The sequence below is a fragment of the Mucilaginibacter ginsenosidivorax genome (assembly GCF_007971525.1).
Taxonomy (GTDB): Bacteria; Bacteroidota; Bacteroidia; order Sphingobacteriales; family Sphingobacteriaceae; genus Mucilaginibacter; species Mucilaginibacter ginsenosidivorax.
Genome location: NZ_CP042437.1, coordinates 3,026,501 through 3,050,106, shown reverse-complemented (window position 1 = coordinate 3,050,106; position 23,606 = coordinate 3,026,501). Strand labels below are relative to the sequence as shown.

Sequence of the window (23,606 nt, the reverse complement as noted above, 5' to 3'; positions counted from 1 at the left end):
GGAATTAATACAATTAACCATAAACAGATGCGAACATATTTTAAAAAAGAGTTCATTTGCTTCTTGTTTGCTATTGCAGTATTAAGCAGTTGTAAAAAGATATTTAACCTGCCAAATGATAAGGACTATTTAAGCTCAAATGTAAATTACAGCAATAAGATATTTGAACCAATTATTGGGCGCACTACAGTGATAGGCGGCTTCAATGGCGATAATTCAACACAGCCTATAAAGTTTGAAATTGTTAACGCCCGCTTTGGCGATGGCCGGCCGGTGACAGATCTTTTTCAGAAAAAAGCCACTTATGTTTGGACAGCTCCTTACAATGGCCTGGAAAAAAGCCTGGCCGAAATTGAAGCCAAAAGAAAACTGCAGGAACATCCATTATTTGAAGTACTCCCATCCGGCGAATTCATTTTATGGGCATCGTCAACTAATGAACTTATTGCCCCGAGGCCGGCCGATAGCACAAATTTTCCGCAGGATACCCGCTTTTTTGATCTCAAGATCACCAACACCGGCGGACATACCATTATTCGCGATTTTCAGATAAGGCCTTTCCGCGAGCGCCCTTATGAACCATCTGATGATTTTAATATTTATTCAGGCGGTCCGGCCCCTCATCCAAAAACACCTTATAATCCATTAAGCAGGAATTATATAAGGCCATTTTTAAATAATGTTATTGGAGCTACTACCGATATACCACTTGAAAGCAACGACGATAAAAAAGACGTGGTAGTTTATATCCGCCCGTTTACCGGTGGTACAGGGAATTCGCTGAGGTTTAAATTTTTAAATAAAGACTCGGTAGAAATGAACCCCGCTTTGTTTAATGAAACGGTATGGGATAAGATAGTGCACGGGTTTAACTTTCAAAAAACACTTACATACGCGCAGTATGATGTGGCTTACCCAATTCCTTTAGTTGAGATACCTACAATATATGCTCCCGGGGGTACACGGGATCATGCCGAATTCAGGTATTCGAGAATTGGTTTTGGCGGTGTTAGGGTAGTGGCAAGTTTCGGGATCGATTTTGCCATATACAGAAAAGGAGACTGGGAAATAGTTTTCCATTTCCTGAAGGATAATCCAAAGTTCGAAAACGAATAATAGCATTTAAAGCCACTGAAATGAGAAAACATATACTATTTTACGTAGTACTGATAGTTTGCATAATCTGCAATGCAGATATATACGCGCAAACAAAAAATATAACGGTTTCTGGTAAAGTACTTGATAAGCCCGAAAACAAGGTGCTGGTGGGGGTAAATATCTCTATAGATAAAAAGGGAATAGGCCAAACTGATGCCAACGGAAGATTTTCCATTACCGTGCCTGTCAACTCTGTAGTTTCATTCTCATTTATTGGGTTTGTTACTCAAAAGTTAAAGGTTGAAGAAAGTCAGAAAGACGTTATCATCACATTAAGCGAAGACAAAAAAGGGCTTAATGAAATAGTTATTGTAGGTTATCAAAACCGTAATAAGGAAACCACCACAGGTGCTTCGGCAATTATTACCAATAAGGATATAGCCGATATCCCGGTATCGAGTTTTGAACAGCTACTGCAAGGCAAGGTTGCCGGTTTAAACATTCAGAACAATACGGGCGCGCCGGGCTTTAGGGGCTCGGTACAGGTGCGTGGCTTGTCAACCCTTAGTGTTAGCGGCAGCGGTAACGAATCGTTTTTACAGCCAACATCTCCGCTGTACATTATTGATGGGGTACCGCTGGATGCCGATAAGGCAGCTGAGTTTGGTTTTCAAACCCAGGGCCCCGGGGTTAGTCCGTTGTCCTTGATTCCGGTGGAAGATATCCAGAGTATCCAGATCATGAAAGATGCCCAGGCAACCTCTCTTTATGGTTCAAGAGGCGCCTATGGTGTAATTATTATTACCACCAAACGCGGCAATTCAAAGGTGCCAAGGGTGCGTTATACCACTAACTTTTTTGTTAATGCGCCGCCAAAACTGCGCGAAACATTAGGAGGTAACGATGAGCGCCGCGCAAAAATTCAGCAAATATTATCAAATGCAACAACTGTTGATGAGTTAAGAAAAATAGGATTGACAGGCTTTTTGGCCGATAGTTTGAACGCTTATTGGAATAATTCAACCAACTGGCAGTCTATATTTTACGCAACTACCTATAACCAAAGCCATAACCTGGCTTTAGATGGCGGCGATCAGAAATTCAACTACAAAGCAAACGTTGGCTACTACTCAGAAAAAGGGGTAATAAAAAACACCGGATTTGACAGGTATAACCTAAACATGAACATGGAGTTTAAACCAAACGACAAGTTTAGGTTTTTCGGTTCCTTATTCGGTTCGGTAGGCAGCCAAGCTAAAGGCGATGGCCTGGGGCTGTTGCAACAAGGTGTTGCGTCAAATGGCCAGGCATCAACTTTATTGCCGCCGCCATCATTCTACCTGTCGTCAGATGGTGTTACATCGGCGTTGAAAACACTGAACAGCAACAGCTCAAGAAATATAAGGGCCAACGTAGACGGCCGGTACGAGTTTATTCCCGGGCTTGCTTTATCATCCAGCATCAGTTATGATTATACCTCTGATGCCGAATCGACATTTACGCCGGCTGCGGCCAATTCGCAATTTGCACAGGTATATGATTTTGAGGGCCGAAACTACACCTTGTACAACCGTAACGCCATTACTTATGCTAAAACATTGGGCAGCAACCATAATATATTTGTTAACTTATTTAATGAAATATATAAGCAGGGCGGCCAAAGTGGCATCATCAGGCAAGAGCGCACGCCTAATGATCAGCTCCAGGGGCCGGTAGGTTACGATTCATATTACTCGCGTGGGGGGGGGGTACTTTCCAATTACAAAAATGCCACCATTGCGTCATTTGCCGGTGCGGTGAGTTATGATTTTCAGCGCAAATACGTGGTTGAGCTTTCATACCGGTTAGATGGCACGTCATCAAACGGGTTAGAGAATCCCTACTCCAAAAACCCATCAGTGGGCTTAAAATGGAATTACAGTAAAGAAAACTGGTTTAAAGATCTGCCATGGCTTACTTATGGAGGTATAAGGTTAACCTGGGGCCAAAATATTGTGCCTACAGGCAGCTTGCAAAGTATTTACGGTATCTATAACCTGAATGGCAACTTTAACAACAATCCAACCATTGGTATAAATTATGATTTTGTACCCAATCCTACATTAAAACCAACTACTACCACACAATACAATTTAGGATTTGATATCGGGTTGTTTCAAAGCCGGGTTGATTTAAATTTTGATACCTATTATAAAAAGGTTGATAATTTATTGTTCGACAGGTTTTTATCAAACACCACCGGTTTTAACCGCCGGGTGAGCAATGATGTAGCAATTGCCGATTATGGTTATGAGTTAACGCTTACAGTAAGGCCGGTAATTTCAAAAGACTTTAACTGGAGTATCTCGATGAATGGTGCCATCAACCGCGATATTTTACTAAAGCTCCCTGCCGAGTATAATGGTCAGTACATTAAGTTTGATAACAGCCCTTATTTACAGCACATTGTTTTCAGGGTAGGCCAAAACACGCTGTCGAACTATTTGCACATCAACCAGGGTGTATATGCAACTGATGCCGATGTACCGGTAAACCCCGCAACCGGGAAAAAATATTCGTCGAACGGGGTGCCGTTTAAAGCAGGCGACCCTATTTTTAAAGATGTTAACGGCGATTATATATTGGACGACAGAGATTATGAAATAACCGGCAATTCGCAGCCTTTGGTAACCGGTGGTATATCTACAAACATCATCTACAAAAACTTTGGCCTTAACATTTACGCAACATTTACCGCCAAAAGAACTGTTCTGAATAATGCATTGGCCGATCGTTTGGCCATATCCCGCAATCCTTATGATTTATTGGCTGTTGTGCCATTAAGTAATATGGATATCTGGAGGAAGCCGGGCGACCATACGGTTTACCCAAATCCTTACTCGTTTTCTACCTATAACCAGATACAGCCTTTAAGGCCCGATCAAACATTATGGGCAGAGGATGGATCGTATTTTAAAATAAATAACGTAACGCTGTCGTACTCGTTTGATCGCAAGCTTATCCGCAAAATTGGTTTTAACAACCTAAGGGTATATTTCTCAACCAATAACCTTACTACGTTTTCGAGCTATAAGGGGCCAAACCCCGAGAACGTAACAACGCTGGGGCGGGATATTTCCAGCGGATACCCAGTGCCGCGTACCTATAATATTGGTTTAAACTTAGAACTCAACACAAGTAAATAAAACTTAGAATCATGAAAAAAAGTATTTTATACATTTTAGTAATTACAGGAAGTTTCTGTTTACCTGCCTGTAAAAAGTTTTTAAACATTCAACCTATTGATAAGTTAACGGGTAACAACTTTTACCGCTCAAAAGAGGATGTTGTTGCCAATATATATGATCTTTCGCGGCTGTTTTTTGGGAAGATCAACGAAACTCATTTCATAGGCGCTACCGGCGAATACCGCTCTGGCGAGGTAATGCACGAAGCACAATCAGATCTGGGCCCGGCCCGCGAGTATGTTGAAGTATTGGGCAGAAACGATTTGCTGGGCCTTATCAACGGCAACCCGCCATGGAACTTTTACAATTTTTATAAGATTACCAACTGGACGGGTTATTACCAGGTTGTGCAGGGCGCCAATATCCTGATATCGAAACTGGATGAAGGCATACCCGGAGTATCCGCCGCCGAGAAAAATCAATTTAAAGGCGAAGCGGCTTTTATACGGTCGCTGGCTTATTTCTTTATGGTTCGGCTTTATGGCGATGTGCCTTATTATACCGATGCTTTTCATTCAACTTCGTTACCCCGTGAAAACATGGTTTCGGTTTTAAATAAATGTATTGCCGACCTGAAAACATATAAAGACAACATGCCCTGGACTTATTCGGACCCTGCCCTAAAAGGAGTACGGGCAAGCAGGGGCAGCATCATAGCGCTGATGATGAATATGAATATGTGGAACGCCGGTTTTGATAAGACCAATGCCAATAAGTATTACCAGGAAACTGTTGATCTGGGCCAGGAGCTTATTAAAAGCAACGCATACAGGTTATTGCCAATTGCAGAATGGGCCACGGTTATTAAAGGACGATCGGACGAAAGCCTGTTTGAATTTTATCGCAGCGTTAACTATGGCGATGCAAACTCAAACATAGCACCCATCGGAGATATGTTTTTGCATTATCCCTATAAGCGACCGGAGTATACACACAGGATAAGCTTTGCTTATTTCCGCGGAGAATATATGCAAAAACTATATCCCGGAACTGCAGATAAACGGGCTACCATATGGTTTAATGAAGACATATATGCCGATAATGGAAAATTTATGATGTTAAAATTCGCTCAGAACGCATTTGCAACCGGCGAAGAAGATAGTAACCCCGATAATACTTTTATGATTTTTAGGTACGCCGGCGAAATTTTGCTATGTGCCGAAGCAATGGCCGAACTGGGCCAGGATAATGAAGCTATAGCGCTGGTTAACAAGGTCAGAGACAGGGCCGAAGCTTCGCAATATTCAGGTTCAGGCGGCCAGGACCTGAAGGACTTTATCTTTTTAGAAAGATCACGCGAACTGATGGGCGAAGGTCATCATTATTTCGACCTGGTACGCACCCGCAGGATACTTAGCAGCGAGTGGTCATACAATGTATTAACCTTAGATAAATTTAACAGGGGCGCCTGGACATGGCCTATCAGCAGCGATGCATTAACCAATAATCCTTTCATGACACTAAATGCCTATTGGGTAAACGGTGGTAATTAAAACATAGTTAAAAGAATAATGATAACAATTATGAGAAATATAATTATTGTTTGTGCTGGTTTATTATTGGTACTTACCGGGTGTAAACGGGATGAATACTACAGGGATGGTGGGAAAGCTAATGCAGATTATCCCGGAGACATGCTTCAATATTTACAGGCAAAGGCTGTTCCGTTTGATACCATAGCGCAAATTGTGAAGTTGGCAGGGCTTGAGAATACTTTTCACCAAACTGATTTTACCTTTTTTGCCCCTGATGACGATGTTATAAAAAGAACCATCGGCAATGCAAAAACTTCGGGCTCATTAAACCAGTTTCTGTTTGATGTAGGGCGCGACACCGTAAAAAGGTTAGCAGATATCGATTCGTTAATATGGCGTAAATACCTGCAGCGCTACATGTTTAAAGGTATCAACAGGCTTAAAGATTACCCGCAGATTGACCTGGATCTTCAAAATCAATATCCCGGCGCATTGTATTATTCATACAGTGGCGATGTATGCAACATCGGGGTTATTTACGGCGATGCAAACAAGGTAAGATATATAGGGCCGCGCAGCCTCATCATTAGCTATGTGCTTGATATAAACAATGCCGAAAACGCGGTTTTCCGAACATATATATCGTCATCAGATATTAAACCAAAAAATGGAGTAGTGCACACGTTACAGTATAACGGAGCATACTTTGGATTCGATAGAAACGATTTCTTCACTGATGTTTATAATACAGGGCTTCATTCATCCAACTAAAATATTTGCGTTGATGTTTGATCAATAACTAATTGACATATGAAAAAAATCAGATACATAATAATATTTGCCATGGCAGCCTTAGTTATACAAAGCTGCAAAAAAACTAAGGATACCTTTGAAGCTCCTTATGGTGATGGCAAGCCGCCATTGGGCGTTTCTCTTAGCCGCGATGCGTTACCAAGCCCTACATCAGGTGCGGTAGGGTCCGAAATTACCTTTAAAGCAACCGGGTTGCTGCCTTATAAGGATAAACTGAAATTTATGTTTAATGGCGAGGAAGGGCAAATTACCGAGGTTACTGCGGCAGGCATTAAAGTAAAAGTTCCGCCGTTTGGTAGCAGCGGTATTACTTCTATTGCTATAGATGATCAGCTGGTGTTAGGGCCGCTATTTAAGGTTAACGGACTTATCAATGTCGATCCTTCCTTCCGGGCTACTTTGGGTGCAAACAACTTCGTGAGCCAGATATTCCCATTGGCCGATGGCAGAAACCTGGTAATAGGCCGGTTTACCAATTACGATAACAAGGGTATCATTACGCCGCTTAACCGGATTGTAAGAACATCATCCGATGGCGAGTTTGACCGTACCTTCAGGACTGGTAAAGCAGCTAACGGTGCCTTAGCCAGGGTTATGCAGATAAACTCGAAGTTTATTATTGCGGGCGGCTTTAGCGGCTACAGCCAACGCACAGATAATATTAGCAACATAACCAGTTTGGGAGTTGACGGTAGCGTTGATACAATAGGTATAAAAGTGTACCGCAGGCCTACCCAAAAAGATACCTCAAGGGACACCACCAAGTATTTTCCAAAATTTAATGGCGGTACAAACGAGTTTATAAACAGGGTGTACAACCATCAAAATAAAATACTGGCAACCGGAAACTTCAGGTACTATGTACACCGCACCTATAAAAAGCCTAACCACGATTTTACAAAAGATACGGTTATTGTAGATAGCACCGAGATAAGGCAGGTGCTGCGCTTTAACCTGGATGGCTCATTAGATAAAACGTTTCGTTTTAATATTGCCGCTAATAAAGGCCTGCCGGCAGCAAACGGCCCTATAGATTCATATATGCACACAGATGCCGCACTGGCAGAGAAGCTTGTGGTTTTTGGAAGCTTTACCACGTTTGACCAAACCCCGGCAGGGCGCCTTGTAAGGTTAAATGCCGATGGTGGTATCGATAACACATTTAAGGCGGGTTTAGGGGCCGATAACAGTATCTCATCATTAACCTATAACACTGTTACAAAAAAATACCTCATTACAGGGGTGTTCAGAACTTATAATGGTAAGCCTGTAATAAGTATGGCATTACTAAACCAGGACGGCAGCCTTGATGATTCATTTGCGCCAAAAATATTTGAGGGCGGCTACCCGGCCTTTGCAAGGCAGCTTGATGACGGCTTAATAGTAGTTAGCGGCGGGTTTAAAAAATACAACAAGGTAACACGCAACGGATTTATGGTACTTGACTCCAAAGGCGACCTTGCCGGTAATTATAACACTACCGGTCCGTTTTCGGGTGGCCTGTCAGATATAATTGAAACAAAATCGGCCGATGGAAAGAGGGCGCTATACCTGATAGGCGGGTTCGACAGGTTTGATAACCAGCCGGTAAATAACATTATACGGGTAACCATTGAATAAATTAAAAAAGAAATTATAACTATAAAAAGATGGGGCAGAAGAAAAAATACCAGGGAATAGTGTTTGGAATAATGTGTTCCATACTGGCCATTGCGGTAATATCCTGTAATAAAGATTTTTTAAAGGCGTTGCCTGACAAAAATTATAGCGATACCACCAGCGTATCATACGGCCAACGCAAAGTATTGTATTTGATTGTTGATGGGGCAAGAGGCACATCTGTAAACAGCGCTAATGTGCCAAATATTAAAGCCTTACTGCCAAATTCCATTTACAGCTGGGTAGCATTAAGCGATCCTGATTCAACCAGGGATGTTAGTAACTGGGCCAACATGTTAACCGGGGTAAAAAAAGAAAAGCACCTGGTTTTAAACGATAATTTAACCGGAGCAAATTTGGCAAACTACCCGGTGGTGCTTCAAAGAATAAAGGACGAAAAACCTACCGCCAAAATGGTAGCCTTTTCATCTTCGGCAATTTTTAAAAATAATTTTACCACAGGTACCGCTGTAAGCGAGCTGTTTGATACAGATGAGCAAATTAAAACGGCTGTTGTAAACAATATCAATACCGATACTGCAAGCTTGATTTTGGGGCATTTTAATGATATAGACGAGGCCGGCGCCAAATACGGTTATGATAACTCGGCACCCCAATATAAAGCCGCTATTGAAAAGTTTGATGGCTATGTAGGTGCTATAATGGATGCATTAAAAAAACGGAAGAATTATCAGAACGAGGAGTGGCTGGTAGTTATAGCATCAAGCGGCGGTGGTAAGTTTGCCATACCGGCAAATCAAAACGACAACACGGTTTTTAGCAATACAGCCGCCAATACTTTTACTATCTATTATAGTTCAAGGTACAAGCAACGCGTAATAGGAAAACCATTTACCGGAAACCGTTATTTAGGTAAAACGGTGAGGTTGTACGGCGAATCGGTAAGGGCAGAAATTGATACGGCAGATGTGTTTAATCTTGGCGATACTACCAAATTTACAATTGAGCTTAAGGTTAAAAAAAACGAGGATAAGTTTTTTTGGCCAAGCATATTGGGTAAAAGACACGAGTGGTCAAGCGGGCACCCAAGTGTAGGCTGGGTTATTTACCTGGAAGATGCCTACTGGTATTTTGAAATGAGGGGCACAAAAGATGGCGATTACAGGCAATGCAGGGGAGCTGATTTGCAGAAAGGGAGATGGCATAACCTATCTGTCAAATGCGAGATCCGTGCCGGCAAACGCTTTATCAGAACTTATACCGATGGTAATTTTAATAACGAAATGGAAATTACAGGATCGGGAAGCCTTGATAACAATAACCCATTGAAGTTGGGTTTTTTAAACGGCAACGGGCATGGCACACCAGATGTATATGTAAGCGATATCAGGTTTTTTAAAGTGGATGTACCGGATGCGGTAATTGGTAATTACGCCTGCGAAACGTCTATTTCAGAAGCGCACCCTTATTACAGTTTTCTTGCAGCCTACTGGCCGGGAACCGACGGGCAGGGCGATAAACTGAAAGATGTTGGCCCGCAGGCCCGTGATTTTCAGTTAAAGGGAGATTATAAGTGGGAAGATTTTAACGATCTGATATGCCCTCCGCCGGCCGAAGCACTTGCAGTATTTGTGCCGCAAACAACAGATATACCGGCACAAATAATAAACTGGTTCAGGATTCCTAACAGGCAAAGCTGGGGCCTTGATGGCAGAGTTTGGCTAGATCAGTAAGATTAATACACAATAAATTAATTGATGATGAAAAATTATATATACAGCATACTGCTTGGGATAACCCTTGTAACTGTTTCTTGTAAGCATAATAACCTTGACGACGTAGGTTTACTTAAAAATAATGCCGTAAGTATTTCTGGCGATGGTGTTGTTGTTGCGGCAGTAACAAAGGATAACGAAACGGTAAAAGTCCCGTTTAAAATATCGCTGTCTGCGGCTGCAACTAAAGCGTTCCAGGTAGGTATCACTCTTAATAGTGATACTATTAATCAATTAATAGCCAATGGTACTTTAAAAAATACAGTAGTACTACCTAACGGAGCTATTGATTATCCAAGTGTGATTAATGTATCCTACGGTGCAGAAACCGCAACAGGAGTTGCAACAGTAAGGCTTACAACACTTGAGGCTAATTATGGTAAAGACGTAGCTTTTGCTTTTAAACTTACCGACCCCGGAAAAGGCAATGTGATTAAAGCGTCCAAATCGAATATTATGGTTGTGCTTAATACCAAACAGCTGATAGCCGAAAAAGATATCCATTACCTGTCAATTGTAAATGGCGGCACTATAATGAGCGTTGATTACAAAAAAAATTACACCACCTCTCCTGCCGGCATTACAATACCATTAATTGTCAACCTGTCTGGTCAGGCAGGTACTGCATTTAACGTGCACGTAAAGCTAAATACGGATACCATTAATAAGCTTGTGAGCAGCAAAGTATTACCGGCTAATACCATCAACTTAAGCCCGGCCAATTTTACAATAGATACCTTAATCCGGGTAAACTCCAATTCAAATACGGCCCAAATACGTTTACAGATAGGATGGCCGGTTTTTGATGCCAATATTGTTGCAAACAAAAAATTTGCATTTGCAATAAGTTTAAGTGCACCAACAAGGCATATTTTACACCCAACAAGCAGCAAAATAATTGTTTTGGTAGAGCCTACGGTTAATCTCGACAACAATTCATACATAACAGGTAATGGCACCGGCCTGAAAGCCGAATATTTTTCAAACAACCAGCAACTTGATTTTGACGGCAGGGCGCCATCGCTGGTAAGGATAGACGAAACGATTGATTTTGGAGGCGATTGGTTACCCTCAAACATTGTCAGCAACGATAACTATTCATCAAGATGGACCGGCGAGTTTTTGGCCCCGGTTCGCGGCGAGTATATATTTTATCAAACACGCTGGGATGATGGTGCCAGGTTGTTTATCGATGGCAAAGCTATTATCGACGATTTTACCACCCAATGGGATCTTCCAAGCAGATTTGCCAAGATAACCCTCGAACGCGGAAAGCGATATAAGATAGAAGCAGACCATCGTGAAAATGTTGGCGGTCAACAGGCGAGGCTTGAATATGAAGTACCATCGGCAGGCATCAACGGAAGGCGGATTGTACCCAAAAGCCAATTATTTCCGGCGCAGTAATCATTTATAACGATTAATAAAAAAAGGCAAATGAAAAAGTTATTTAGCATAATATCAGCACTTATACTCATTGTAATGATGTCGGTAGGATGTAAAAAGGATAAACCGGCAGATACTACCGTAATTGACGAACCTGTGCCATTAACAAGTTTTACGGCGGCGAAGGCAGATAGCGTTGATTTTTTGAAATATCAGTTTACCAACACGTCAACCAATTATAAAGAGTTATTGTGGCAGTTTGGCGATGACAGTACTTCTGTCGAAAAGTCGCCAATACACAAATATGCATTTGAGGGCATATACCACGTAGTACTAACATCCAGAAACTCGCAGGGGCTTTCATCGAGCCGGGAAATAATATTGAATGTAGCCGATCCTAATTTTGACAGAACAAAGGTTGGCGAGAGCTATTTTGCCACTATTGGCGGTACTTTAACTGTTTCGCGCGATAACGGCGGCGGCCCCAATGCAAACGAGGGGTCTTTAAAAGTGGTTGACGGTGATCCGAATTCAAAGTTTTTTCAATCGGGTTTTTCCGGCGACCTGGTGATGAAGTATGAGCTTAAAACTCCTGCCCTTGCAGGAGCGTACACTTTGATAAGCGGTAATGATTCGCCCGATCGGGATCCCAAAACATGGATATTACAGGGCTCCGAAGATGGGATAAAGTGGATAAACTTACATTCGCGCACAGGGGAGTTGTTTTCTGGCCGCGCCCAGCGTAAATTATATCATTTCAATAACAATGTACCCTACAAATTTTACAGGTTAAGCATCAAGGCAAATAACGGCAGCCGCGATTTTCAGATGGCCGAATGGACAGTAAATAAAAAGCAACCCTAAGCCACAATGTTTATAGGCACGTTTTTATGGAAGCTGAAATCATAATTGCATTAGGCTGAATAAAGTAAAGGTTGCGGTTGAAAAACGCAGAATGTTTTGAGTGGCAACGCATTAAAAGGATCATTCTGGTTACGGTTTTTAATTTTTCAGGTATCGGCGTTATGGTAAATGCAATTTTGCCACGGGGTAAAATTGCATTTGTCATAACGCCTAAATCCCGTACCTGGCTTTGAAAAACACTTTTGGCTTGCATCAGGCTCCGGCGCTGTTAACAATTTATTTACCCGAAATGAGTTCCTGGAGCCACTTCTATTGCCCAATCATAACCGTTAATTGTTAAGCATTTATAATCGCCCGGGATACACATCTTACTTGGCGCAGCGGTTAATTATTCATTTATACACGATAATAAATTTACAAACACCTACCATCGAATGAGGACCGAAATCAATAAAATAAAAATACTTGGCTTTATAGGATGCCTTTTTGCCTGCATATCGCTCAAAGCACAGGACCGAAAGGCGCCATCTTATCCATTGATTACACATAACACTTATTTTAGCATTTGGTCAAATACCGATAAATTAAACGAGTCATCTACAACACATTGGACGGGTGCAGAGCAGTCACTTTTAGGGCTGATAAGTGTGGATGGAGATATTTTTCGTTTTATGGACGTGGAAAGCCCCAATTATATAACCGTGCTGCCTGCATCAGATGAAAAGACATACCAGGTACAATATACAGAAACTAAGCCCCGGGATGATTGGAATTTACCTGATTATGCAGCTTCGGATTGGAAAACAGGCGTGGCGCCAATTGGCGATGATATTAAAAACGTAAAAACCATTTGGCGCTCAAACGAAATATGGGTAAGAAGGTCGTTCAAGGTTTCTAATCTGGCGGCAATTAATGAACTTTTTTTAAAGATAAACCACGATGATAATATTCAGGTTTTTCTTAACGGGAAAAAGGTATACGCTAAACAAGGCTGGACAAGCAATTTTCAATACATCGCCCTAAATGATAAAAATGTACTTAAAGAAGGCGATAACACTATAGCTATACACTTAATGAATACTGCCGGTGGCAGGTATCTTGATTTTGGATTGGTTGACAGGCAAAAAGATAATACAGCTAAAATACAGGTAGCCAGGCAAAAAAATGTTGATGTAAATGCTACCCAAACCATTTATGATTTTACCTGCGGCAAAATAGACCTGAAATTAACCTTTACCTCGCCACTATTGATGAACGACCTGCAATTGTTTGCCAGGCCTGTATCTTATATTACCTACCAGGTAAAAGCCAATGATGGTAAAATGCACCAGGTTAAGGTTTCATTAAGCGCATCATCTAATATTGCCGTTTTTAACCCGTCCCAGGAAGTAAGCACCCAAAAATATGCTACCAGTAAATTATCGATTTTAAAGGTAGGTACTATTGAACAACCGGTTTTGAAAAAAGCAAGTGACGATATGCGGATTGATTGGGGGTATTTTTATGTTGCTGCCCCCCAAATAAGCAATGCTATTCAATTTATTACGCCAGGAAAAGATGCTGCCGGTGCTTTTATAAAAGGTAATTATCAATCAACGGCTAAACAGGGCAAAATGCTGGCATTAAATACCATTATACCTTTCGGCGCAGTTGGCAATGCCCCGGTCGAAAAATTTCTTGAGTTGGGTTATGATGAGATTTATTCCATTCAATACTTTAAAAATAATTTAAGGCCATGGTGGAACTCTTCGGGAAAAGCAACCATTGAAGGAGAGTTGACTGATGCAGCTTTGCAGTACAAAAAGGTGATGGATAAATGCGATGATCTTAACAAATCAATTTACGCCGATGCTGTAAAATCTGGCGGGGTGGAATATGCACACTTGTGTATGTTAAGCTATCGGCAAAGTATCGCGGCACATGCACTGGTTAAAAGCCCGCAGGGCGACATCTTATGGTTGTCTAAAGAAAACAATAGCGGCGGTTTTATCAATACTGTTGATGTAACGTACCCATCTGCACCGTTATATTTAATTTATAATCCGGAATTGTTACAGGGGATGCTAAACGGCATTTTTTATTTTAGTGAAAGCGGAAAATATCCTCATCCATGGGCTGCGCATGACTTAGGAACTTATCCGTTAGCAAACGGCCAAACTTATGGCGAACCGATGCCAATTGAGGAATCTGGCAATATGCTTATTTTAACAGCCGCAATTGCAAAAGCACAGGGTAATGCAACCTATGCAAAGCTGCATTGGAAAACCCTTAGCACCTGGGTTGATTATTTGGCAAAAGAAGGATTGGATCCGAAAATGCAGTTATGTACCGATGATTTTGCAGGCCATTTGGCCAGAAACGCTAATTTATCGGTAAAAGCCATTGTGAGTATTGCCTGTTATGCACAGCTGGCAGAAACGCTGGGTTATACCGAAACTGCCGGGAAGTACAGGGCCATAGCCGTAAGCATGGTGCCTAAATGGATGGAAATGGCCGACGCCGGCGATCATTATGCATTAACTTTTGATAACAAAAGTACATGGAGCCAAAAATATAATTTGGTTTGGGATAAAGTTTTAAACCTAAACTTGTTCCCGCAAAAGGTATACGATACCGAAATTAATTACTATTTAACCAAGCAAAACAAATACGGTATTCCGTTGGATAGTAGGAAATCGTATACTAAAAATGACTGGATTTTGTGGACTGCAACCTTTGCACCAAACCAGCACGACTTCCAGGCATTGATTCATCCGGTTTATAAACATGCAATTGAAACAGAATCAAGAGTGCCTTTAAACGATTTTTATGACTCAAATACAGGCATACGCGATAATTTTAAAGCCCGCAGTGTAGTTGGTGGTTTTTATATGAAAATGCTGGCTGATAAACTAAAATGATTAACGATAACGCGATATTTAACATATGAAAAGACCTATCAAAATGTTTGCAATTAAAGCAGTAAGCTTGTTATTGTTTTATTCGTTTAGCACGCCATCTATAGGGCAGGTCAAATGGCCGGCTAATCAGCTGCTTCCGTCTTTTCCGGCACCTGCAAAGGTCCAGGATTTTATTACGCTACGCGAAAACTCACCTTACTCGTCGGCCGAAATGTACCTGTTTACCTCATTAAAGGGTATCGTAAACAGGACTAAGCCGCGTATATTTTCCTATGAGGGTGACGCTTTCGCCGAAGGGCCGCATACCTGGCTGCAGTCTTTAGGGTTGAGCTGGTCTGAACCGGCAGACAAATGGGACCTGATTACTAAATACAGGAGCGAAATTTCAGGCGTTATTGTTTATGATCCCGCGCAGGAACATACAATAAACCTGGCCACAGTACTTGCAAAAAGTAAAGGCGCACTGATTGCTTCGCCGTTGTTGCTGGCCAAGTTAACGGCTGCTCCTTATAATTTGCCGGTGTTGCTTGATTTGCAGGGGAAATTTAGCAGCAAGCTGGAAGTTTATCAATCGTTATATGACACCTATTGGCCACATCTTGATCATCGTTTGTTAATAGGACTAAACCCTAATGCGCATAAAGCAGCCCTTCGCGAATATGCGGTAGCATTGGGCTCTGCAGTAATTTGGCTCGATCCTGAGGTAGCAGGTGAAAGTGAATTGCTAAACAAATTTCTGTCATCAATGTCTCCCGGGGCAATCTTTATGGGCTGGTGGCCACAGGAAGGGCCGGGGGTGCAAAGGGCATCAAAGTATGGTATTGCAACTGTTGCAAGTGATTGGTGCGCTAACCTAACGGTACACAGTGGTACTTCCAGAAATGTAAAAATAAAACCAATCCCTCCCCGGCCAGCGCTTAAAAACAAAATTTATGTTGCATTCATATTGAGCGACGGAGACAATTTACAATTTACCGAGCATTTGATGCGCAAGCTTTGGAATAATCCAGACAGGGGTGCTGTTCCAATGGGATGGACAGTGTCGCCTGCTATGCTGGATGCAATGCCCGGTGCACTCAACTATTATTGGCAAAGTTCCACCAGCAATGACAACCTGATTTCGGGGCCATCAGGCTATGGTTACACTTACCCTAATACGTGGACAGACGAAAACTTGTTAAAACAGTTTGTTGCTAAAACGGAGGATTATAACGCCCGTGCCGGTTTAAGGGTAATCACCATTTGGAATACGATTACCGGTGGTATCAACCCTAATGTCGGGAATGTCTATGCCGGTCAGGCAAAATCATTGCTTGGCGTAACTGCCCAGAATACGGGAGGCGGGCTTACTATTTATAACGACAGCCTACCGGGAATGGCGCTTACCTGTAACTACTGTACAAATGAACAGGCCATGAAAGATCATATAGCCAGGGCTTCCGCCGGTTGGGACAAAACCTCGCCACGTTTCATGATCATACAGGCGCAGCCTTGGCAGGGAGTAACGCCAACAAGTTTCAAAAATGTGGCGAATTCACTTAATGAAGATTATGTAGTAGTTCGCCCTGATCACCTTTTTCAGCTTATTCGCGAAGAAAAGGGTATTCCAATTAACGCAAAGTAGAAATTGATTAGCGATGTGCCGCCGTTGAATAAAAATAGGTAATCACATAATCAAAAAAAAGTGTCGTTAATTGGACGGGGTGGTATAAAGGCATTTAAACGCGACCATCGCTGCTCAGTGGAGCTGAATGGCTGGTATAACTTTAATAGCAAACGTTACAAAATGTGGTTACCAAACGCGTCCCATTAATACAATGATCAAATTATTTATTATTGGCTTTCTGCGCGATATGAAGGAAGGCAAATCAGTTGAATTTTTCAATCTTACGGAAAGTTGTGGCGTCTCTCGATGAAAGTTAAATTTTTTCTAATGCCTAATAGGACTGATCCACTATTCTGCTTGATCCGCGATTTGCACGCACCTCGAAAGGATAAGAAAATTAGGGGCAACAAAAAACCTCTTAGATTATCTCTAAGAGGTTTTATTTAAGTGGGAGTTACTGGGTTCGAACCAGTGACCCTCTGCTTGTAAGGCAGATGCTCTGAACCAGCTGAGCTAAACTCCCTTTTTGTTTTGGTTAACCTTTCGGCCAACCCCCTTGCGTTTGGGTCTGCAAATATAGAACCTTTGATCTATTCTTCAAAAAATATTTTACAATTTATTTTAAGAAGCTATAAAATAGGGTGTTGTGTTTTCGGGGTCTGTTAATTCGACTTTGCATCGCTATAAGTTGCCCCCGGTCGGGGGTCCTCGGGGAATATTTCCATCCCGGGATCTTCAACGTATTCGGCATACCATTGTATGGCATCTACCAGGTCGAGTGCGTCGTCGGCAGCTATATTTATGGTTTCAAACGCATATAGTTTACCGTTTGCATAGCCGTATAACTGAATTTCATTGTCATCGGGACTAAAAGTTTCTTCATCAAGGCAAAATACCCTCACCTTCAAACGGGTATCCCGCGAATGAATAATATCCCGGCAAGGATTCTTAGGGTCGGTTGCCAATAAATAAACGTTATGGTCCATAAAAGGGTTAACAATGATTAAGGTTTATGGTTTCTGCAATGTTCATTTATATTAAATGGCATGCGTTATCGTATGGTGTAAAAAGAGATTTATCAGCTTATATGCCAGTGTATTGAGCAAAATGTCTACATATTTAGGGGAAGTATTTCTACAAAGCGTGAAAGTTGTAAAACAAAAAGGGGCAATTTAAGTGTTTTAAGCCCTTTTTATATTTGGCATCGGATTTGAATTCAGTATTGTACCCTTCTCAAAGGGTTGTTTTTCATAGGTAGATGTAGGGCTAAAAAAACTGCGAGAGTTTTTTTAGCCTTTTTTAATTAACCACTTTTTATCCAATTAACACAGCGCATAAATATCCCCGATTGCCGCTGCATTATCTGATTCGATTTATTTACAGCAATTTAACCAATAGTAAAATACTCTAATTCAGAGTAGATTATTATCAACATTTTACAATCCACTGAGTTTCTATAAGCGTATGTCCTCTTATAAAACGGATTGTAAACTTATCGAATCATTTTAAACATTTACTTTTATGAAAACAGAATCACAAGAAAGCATATCAGGAGCAAATATCGCCCGGCGGTCGTTCCTGCGTTATGCGGGCGTGGGTATTGCAGCTGCAGGCTTACTGGCTACCGCTTCATGTACCAAAGACCATCCTATTATCACAACCAACAAAGGAATTGACATTGGCGCTACGGGAGATTTAGCTATCCTGAACTATGCTTACGCGCTTGAACAATTGGAAGCAGCCTTTTACACCCAGGTGGTTTTAACACCGTATTCGGGCATTCCTGCAAACGAACTGGCCTTGCTGACTTCAATACGCGACCATGAAATTTTACATCGCGAGTTTTTTAAAGCAGCCCTTGGCGCAAATGCTATCCCAGCTTTAACGGTTGATTTTAGCAGCATCAATTTTAAAGACAGGGCAGCAACACTTGGCGCTGCAAAAGCTTTTGAAGATACAGGTGTAACCGCTTACGACGGAGCCGGCTACTTAATTGGCGGCGGCGCTTACCTTACACTTGCCGGCAAAATTGTATCTGTAGAGGCAAGGCACGCTGCATTGATAAGCAATTTACTGGTACGCGGCTCATTTGCGGCTTCAGACCAGGTTGATGCCAATGGGCTAAACAAATCGGCATCAATTGCCGAAGTATTGAAAATTGCCAATACTTACCTCAAAACAAAAGTGAGTGCATCAAATTACAATTACGTAGCAGCTTAATCCCACAAACGCCATGAATTTATTCAATATAGTAGAAGAAATAGAAAAAATAGATCCGGATTTTAGTGATAAGGTAAACCCTCGTCGCGCCGCGATCAAAAACATAACCAGCTTTGGTTCAAAAGTAGCTATGGCTGCGGTGCCTTTTGCTTTTGGCACCATGATTAAAAGGGCAGTAGCTCAAACAGCAGTACCATCAGTTGTCGACATTTTGAACTACGCGTTAACGCTGGAATACCTGGAGTCTGGCTTTTATAATGCAGGTGTTGCCGCGCCTGGGTTGATTCCGGCTGCAGACCTGGCTTATATTAAAGACATCCAGGATGATGAAAATAATCACGTAACGTTTTTAACAAATGTCATCAAATCGGTAGGTGGTACTCCAGCAACTGCTCCTGCTGTAGATTTTACGGCCGGTAACGGATCGGGCAATGGCCCGTTTAAGGGCTTGTTTACCGCTGGTAACTATACCTCGCTTTTTCTGAAAGTAGCACTTGCTTTTGAGGATACTGGTGTTCGCGCTTACAAAGGCCAGGCCGAAAATATATTGGGTAATAAATCAAAAGTAACAGCCGATTTGTACAAAACAGTTTTAACCTCTGCATTGTCTATCCATGCTGTTGAAGCACGTCACGCGTCAGCCATACGTTCTCTTTTAGGTGTTACGCCGTGGATTACCAGCACAGCATCAAAGGGGAACGATACCGGGGTTTCGTTGGTTGATGGTAATTATGATGGCGAACAAAATGTTACCCAGGGTGGTGTTGATGTAACTTCATTAAAAAACGCTTCGGGTGGTAGTACCTCTGTAGCGGTTGCAACCGCATCGTTTGATGAGCCATTAAGCATGAGCCAGGTGCTGGCGCTGTTGGTGGGCTCGTTTATTGTAAAATAAAGTTGATAAATAAGGGTGGTAAAAAGCCGGGCAGTTTTCGTACTTGTCCGGCTTTTTTATGCGTGTTTATTTATTGAGGCCTTGTACCCCAAATTTAATCAGTTCATCGGGCTTTATAAAGCCAACTGTACCATAAACGGCCTTGCCTTTTGAGTTGAGTATAATAAGAGTTGGATAGGCACGCAAACCCCAGGCAGCAGCAAGTTGCGGGCCATCACCTTTTTCCATATCAATGGCAACGTTTATAAAGTTACTGTTGAAGAATTCGGCCACCTTACCATTTTTAAAAGTGGTTGCCTTTAACATTTTGCAGGGCCCGCACCAACTGGCGTAGGCATCAACAAAAATATATTTGTTTTTGGCACCGGCCTGTTTAATAGCCTCGCTGAGCGAGTTTTCGATAAAATTTATCTGGCCTCCGGTTTTCACATCCTGTGCATTGGCACGCCCGGCCCCTAAAAAAGCAAGCACGAGTATTGATATGATAAAACGAGGCAGATTGTATACGTGTTTCATAATGTTAACTAATTATAGCGCCAATAAAAATAGCACATATAAACTTTAAAAAGATGTTTATATGTGCTATTAAAAAATGGTTAAAGCCGGTGTTTAATTGGTAGGCTTTCTCTCGCGTTGTTGTTGCTCACGCTGTTGCTGCTGCTGTTGACGTTGTTGAGCAGCCTGTTGCTGGCGTTGTTGTTGCGCCTGCTGTTGCTGCGCCTGCTGTTGTTGTTGGCGCTGTTGAGCAGCCTGTTGCTGGCGTTGCTGCTGCTGGGCCTGTTGTTGCTGCTGGCGCTGTTGCTCTGCCTGTTGCTGACGTTGTTGCTGCTGCGCCTGTTGTTGCTGTTGGCGCTGCTGCTCTGCCTGCTGCTGGCGTTGCTGCTGCTGGGCCTGTTGTTGCTGCTGGCGCTGTTGCTCTGCCTGCTGCTGATGTTGTTGCTGCTGCGCCTGCTGTTGCTGCTGGCGCTGCTGCTCTGCCTGCTGCTGACGTTGTTGCTGCTGGGCCTGCTGTTGCTGCTGGCGCTGTTGCTCTGCCTGCTGCTGACGTTGTTGCTGTTGCGCCTGTTGTTGCTGCTGGCGCTGCTGGCGCTGCTGCTCTGCCTGCTGTTGTTGTTGGCGCTGTTGAACAGCCTGCTGCTGGCCTTGCTGCTGCTGCTCTGCCTGCTGTTGTTTTGCCTGTTGGGCAGCCTGGTTTTGTTGCTCGCCGCGTTGTTGCCTTGCCTGCCCGGCCGCTTGCTGTTGTTTAGCTTGTTGATCTCGCTGAGCGGCCTGGTTTTGTAGCTGATCCCGTTGTTGCTTAGCTTGCTCGGCTTGTTGTTGTTTAGCCTGCTGATCTCGCTGAGTGGCCTGGTTTTGTTGCTGACCGCGTTGTTGCTTAGCTTGCTCAGCTTGTTGTTTAACCCGCTGATCACGTTGTTGAGCGGCCTGGTTTTGTTGTTGACCGCGTTGTTGCCTCGCCTGTTCAGCAGCCTGTTGTTGTTTCACCTGCTGGTCGTTTGGTCTTGTGTTTGGCTGCGCAGGCCTGTTATTGGGTTGTTGCCCCGGCGTTGCAACAGCACGGTTGTTATTTACCCTTACAAACTTATTATCATTGCTTTTGGCTACCTGGGCCAATCTTGCAGCGTTGTTGCGGTTTACCGTAGCATTGCCGCCCGCACGGTTGGCTATACCCTGGTCAGGGTTGGCTTTGCGGTATTCGGCTGCATTTACAACCCTCGCCGGCCTGGCGTCAGGTGCTTTTTTTATCTGCGGCCTGTAAATATTAACGGTATTGTTTACAATCCGGCCGCCACCATTCGGCCGGCTATCGTTACCCACTCTGTATACCGGCACATTGTTATTGTGGGTAACACGTCTTATTTCGGTAACCCTTGGGCCGGTTACATAGGTGCGGTTGTTATATACGTAGGTATTGTTAATAACCGTAGTCTGGTTTATAATATTTACCACCCGGGCGTGAGGGGCATAATAATTGTAAATATTGGGGCTGTTAATATAGTTTTGCGGCGCGCACACCCAATAAGAATCGGGTACGCGGTAGCTGCTGCCAAATGATATACTTATGCTGATACCCGGAGTTAGCGGTGCCCAGCCGTAATAGCCGCCGCCCCTGCGCCAGCTTACCCATGCCGGTGCCCATTCGTGGCCCGGAATCCATTCCCAGCCATAATAATCATCATAGCGCCAGCGCCCGTAGTGAAACGTTGCCCAGCCCCATGGATAATCAGATACCCATGTATTTCCATAATCGGTAACCACCCAGTGCCCGCGTGTTGCATAGGGTCTAAAACCGTCTTCGGCATCAGGTACCCATACGTTGCCATATTGCGGGTCATCAACCCAGGTTCCGTAGGGGTCAAGGTTGTCGTAAAATTCCTGGTCAGATACATAGCCCCCCTCCTGGGCCTTGCTTATATTTGGTGCGGCAAGCATTATCAAAAATGCTATTAAGCTTATACCGCATATTTTATTGATATATTTCATTTTCATCAGGTTTTTGATAGTCAATTTATAATTGATGCACATATGTATGACAATGCAGAATATAAAACGTTTAAATTAAAAATTGTTTTAAGCAGTTTACATTGTTTGGCATAGCCACCAGCAGCAAACAACTTTTTATCAACACTTTGCAAACGCTCTCTTAAAAAATAAATAGTTTTACCTTTTATTATCATTATGCTACAGCTATGAGTACAGTAAACATTCCACGACTTGATCTTAACGATTATATAAACGGCACGGCTGCCGACCGCAAGCAATTTTCGGACAGTATTGGTGCGGCCTTTAATCAAACAGGCTTTGTTACCATTACCAACCATGGCCTGAGCAAGCAATTGATAGATGAGCTTTATACCCAGGTTAAAGCCCTTTTTGCGCTACCCGATGATGTAAAACAAAAATATGAGATACCCGGACTGGCAGGCCAGCGCGGCTATACCGGCAAAGGTAAAGAAACCGCTAAAGGCTTTAAAACTCCCGATTTAAAGGAGTTTTGGCAGATAGGCCAAACCGTAACAGACGGCGACCCCATTAAAGATATTTACCCGGACAACGTAGCGGTTGACGAGCTGCCCTCATTTAACGTTACTACCCTGGAGGTATATAAAAAGCTGGAAGATGCCGGCAAACACCTGCTGCAGGCTATTGCGGTGTATTTAAACCTGCCCGAAAATTATTTTGACGATAAAGTACACAACGGCAACTCGATATTGCGTACCCTGCATTATTTCCCGATAACTGACCCCGATTCTGTTCCTGACGACGCGGTACGCGCCGGGGCTCATGAAGATATTAACCTGATTACGCTTTTAATAGGCGCCAGTGCCGATGGCCTTGAACTGCTTACCCGCGAAGGTGCCTGGTTCCCGGTTAAGGCTCATGGCGAGGATTTGGTGGTAAACGTAGGCGATATGCTGCAGCGCCTAACCAATAACAAATTAAAATCGACCACGCATAGGGTAGTAAACCCGCCGCGCGAACTGATGAAGTATTCCCGGTTTTCGGTACCCTTTTTCCTGCACCCAAAATCGGGTATGGATTTAACCAGCCTGGAATCATGTATTGACGCCGATCACCCCAAACTATATACCGATATCACCGCCGGCGAATACCTGGACGAGCGATTGAGAGAGATTGGTTTGAAGATGTAAAATATCAGGGCCCTTTCCGGCTTGGAGGGGGCTTATAATTAAAAGATGAAAGAGCCTAACCTTCCCATAGAAAT

The 23,606-nt window shown here is 42.9% G+C and carries 17 protein-coding genes and 1 tRNA gene; 13 read left to right on the top strand and 5 right to left on the bottom strand.

Features of this window, described 5'->3' with window-relative positions; translation table 11 throughout:
• The first annotated feature begins 27 nt into the window (after positions 1-27).
• From FSB76_RS12675 to FSB76_RS12630, 10 genes are all read left to right on the top strand, one after another.
• The gene (locus FSB76_RS12675) at positions 28-1,116 is read left to right on the top strand and encodes a DUF5007 domain-containing protein (RefSeq protein ID WP_147053929.1); all 1,089 of its coding nucleotides are present in this window, start codon (positions 28-30) and stop codon (positions 1,114-1,116) included.
• Positions 1,117-1,136: 20 nt separating this feature from the next.
• A complete protein-coding gene (locus tag FSB76_RS12670; RefSeq protein WP_147053928.1) occupies positions 1,137-4,283 on the top strand; it encodes a SusC/RagA family TonB-linked outer membrane protein in 3,147 nt (1,048 codons plus the stop codon).
• 11 nt (positions 4,284-4,294) lie between these two features.
• Positions 4,295-5,818: a RagB/SusD family nutrient uptake outer membrane protein gene (locus FSB76_RS12665; RefSeq protein ID WP_147053927.1), complete on the top strand. Its 1,524-nt coding sequence runs from the start codon at positions 4,295-4,297 to the stop codon at positions 5,816-5,818.
• 30 nt (positions 5,819-5,848) lie between these two features.
• Positions 5,849-6,571, top strand: coding sequence for a hypothetical protein (locus FSB76_RS12660; protein WP_147053926.1), 723 nt, complete (start codon positions 5,849-5,851; stop codon positions 6,569-6,571).
• 39 nt (positions 6,572-6,610) lie between these two features.
• Positions 6,611-8,233, top strand: coding sequence for a DUF5008 domain-containing protein (locus tag FSB76_RS12655; RefSeq protein WP_147053925.1), 1,623 nt, complete (start codon positions 6,611-6,613; stop codon positions 8,231-8,233).
• Positions 8,234-8,262: 29 nt separating this feature from the next.
• Complete coding sequence (locus FSB76_RS12650) at positions 8,263-9,966, top strand: alkaline phosphatase family protein (RefSeq protein ID WP_147053924.1); 1,704 nt, start codon at positions 8,263-8,265, stop codon at positions 9,964-9,966.
• A gap of 24 nt (positions 9,967-9,990) precedes the next feature.
• On the top strand, positions 9,991-11,415 hold the full coding sequence (locus tag FSB76_RS12645; RefSeq protein ID WP_147053923.1) for a PA14 domain-containing protein: 1,425 nt from the start codon (positions 9,991-9,993) through the stop codon (positions 11,413-11,415).
• A gap of 30 nt (positions 11,416-11,445) precedes the next feature.
• Entirely contained in the window at positions 11,446-12,258 is an 813-nt protein-coding gene (locus FSB76_RS12640; RefSeq protein ID WP_147053922.1) for a PKD domain-containing protein, read from the top strand.
• Between the two features lie 434 nt (positions 12,259-12,692).
• Positions 12,693-15,158, top strand: coding sequence for a glutaminase family protein (locus FSB76_RS12635; RefSeq protein WP_147053921.1), 2,466 nt, complete (start codon positions 12,693-12,695; stop codon positions 15,156-15,158).
• A 25-nt stretch (positions 15,159-15,183) separates the two neighbouring features.
• Complete coding sequence (locus FSB76_RS12630) at positions 15,184-16,782, top strand: GxGYxYP domain-containing protein (protein ID WP_147053920.1); 1,599 nt, start codon at positions 15,184-15,186, stop codon at positions 16,780-16,782.
• Between the two features lie 430 nt (positions 16,783-17,212).
• Here FSB76_RS12630 and FSB76_RS12625 read toward each other — a convergent pair.
• Together FSB76_RS12625 and FSB76_RS12620 are read right to left on the bottom strand one after the other, a co-directional pair.
• Positions 17,213-17,287 (bottom strand) — tRNA-Val (locus tag FSB76_RS12625).
• Positions 17,288-17,426: 139 nt separating this feature from the next.
• Positions 17,427-17,750 (bottom strand): hypothetical protein, encoded by a 324-nt coding sequence (locus FSB76_RS12620; protein WP_147053919.1) that lies wholly within the window; start codon positions 17,748-17,750, stop codon positions 17,427-17,429.
• A gap of 535 nt (positions 17,751-18,285) precedes the next feature.
• On the opposite strand from FSB76_RS12620, the gene FSB76_RS12615 reads away from it, so the two are divergent.
• Both FSB76_RS12615 and FSB76_RS12610 read left to right on the top strand, forming a co-directional pair.
• Positions 18,286-18,984 carry a ferritin-like domain-containing protein gene (locus FSB76_RS12615; protein WP_147053918.1) on the top strand — a complete coding sequence of 233 codons (699 nt, stop codon included), beginning with the start codon at positions 18,286-18,288 and terminating at the stop codon, positions 18,982-18,984.
• 13 nt (positions 18,985-18,997) lie between these two features.
• Positions 18,998-19,879 carry a ferritin-like domain-containing protein gene (locus FSB76_RS12610; protein WP_147053917.1) on the top strand — a complete coding sequence of 294 codons (882 nt, stop codon included), beginning with the start codon at positions 18,998-19,000 and terminating at the stop codon, positions 19,877-19,879.
• Positions 19,880-19,945: 66 nt separating this feature from the next.
• Here the strand turns inward: FSB76_RS12610 and FSB76_RS12605 are convergent, their stop codons facing one another.
• From FSB76_RS12605 to FSB76_RS32120, 3 genes are all read right to left on the bottom strand, one after another.
• Positions 19,946-20,395, bottom strand: a complete 450-nt coding sequence (locus FSB76_RS12605) for a thioredoxin family protein (RefSeq protein WP_147053916.1) — start codon at positions 20,393-20,395, stop codon at positions 19,946-19,948.
• Positions 20,396-20,488: 93 nt separating this feature from the next.
• On the bottom strand, positions 20,489-22,363 hold the full coding sequence (locus tag FSB76_RS32125) for a DUF6600 domain-containing protein (protein WP_158642893.1): 1,875 nt from the start codon (positions 22,361-22,363) through the stop codon (positions 20,489-20,491).
• 20 nt (positions 22,364-22,383) lie between these two features.
• The gene (locus tag FSB76_RS32120; protein ID WP_158642892.1) at positions 22,384-22,557 is read right to left on the bottom strand and encodes a hypothetical protein; all 174 of its coding nucleotides are present in this window, start codon (positions 22,555-22,557) and stop codon (positions 22,384-22,386) included.
• A 12-nt stretch (positions 22,558-22,569) separates the two neighbouring features.
• Here FSB76_RS32120 and FSB76_RS12590 point away from each other — a divergent pair, with 12 nt between their 5' ends.
• Positions 22,570-23,532: an isopenicillin N synthase family dioxygenase gene (locus FSB76_RS12590; protein ID WP_147053914.1), complete on the top strand. Its 963-nt coding sequence runs from the start codon at positions 22,570-22,572 to the stop codon at positions 23,530-23,532.
• Positions 23,533-23,606: the final 74 nt, after the last annotated feature.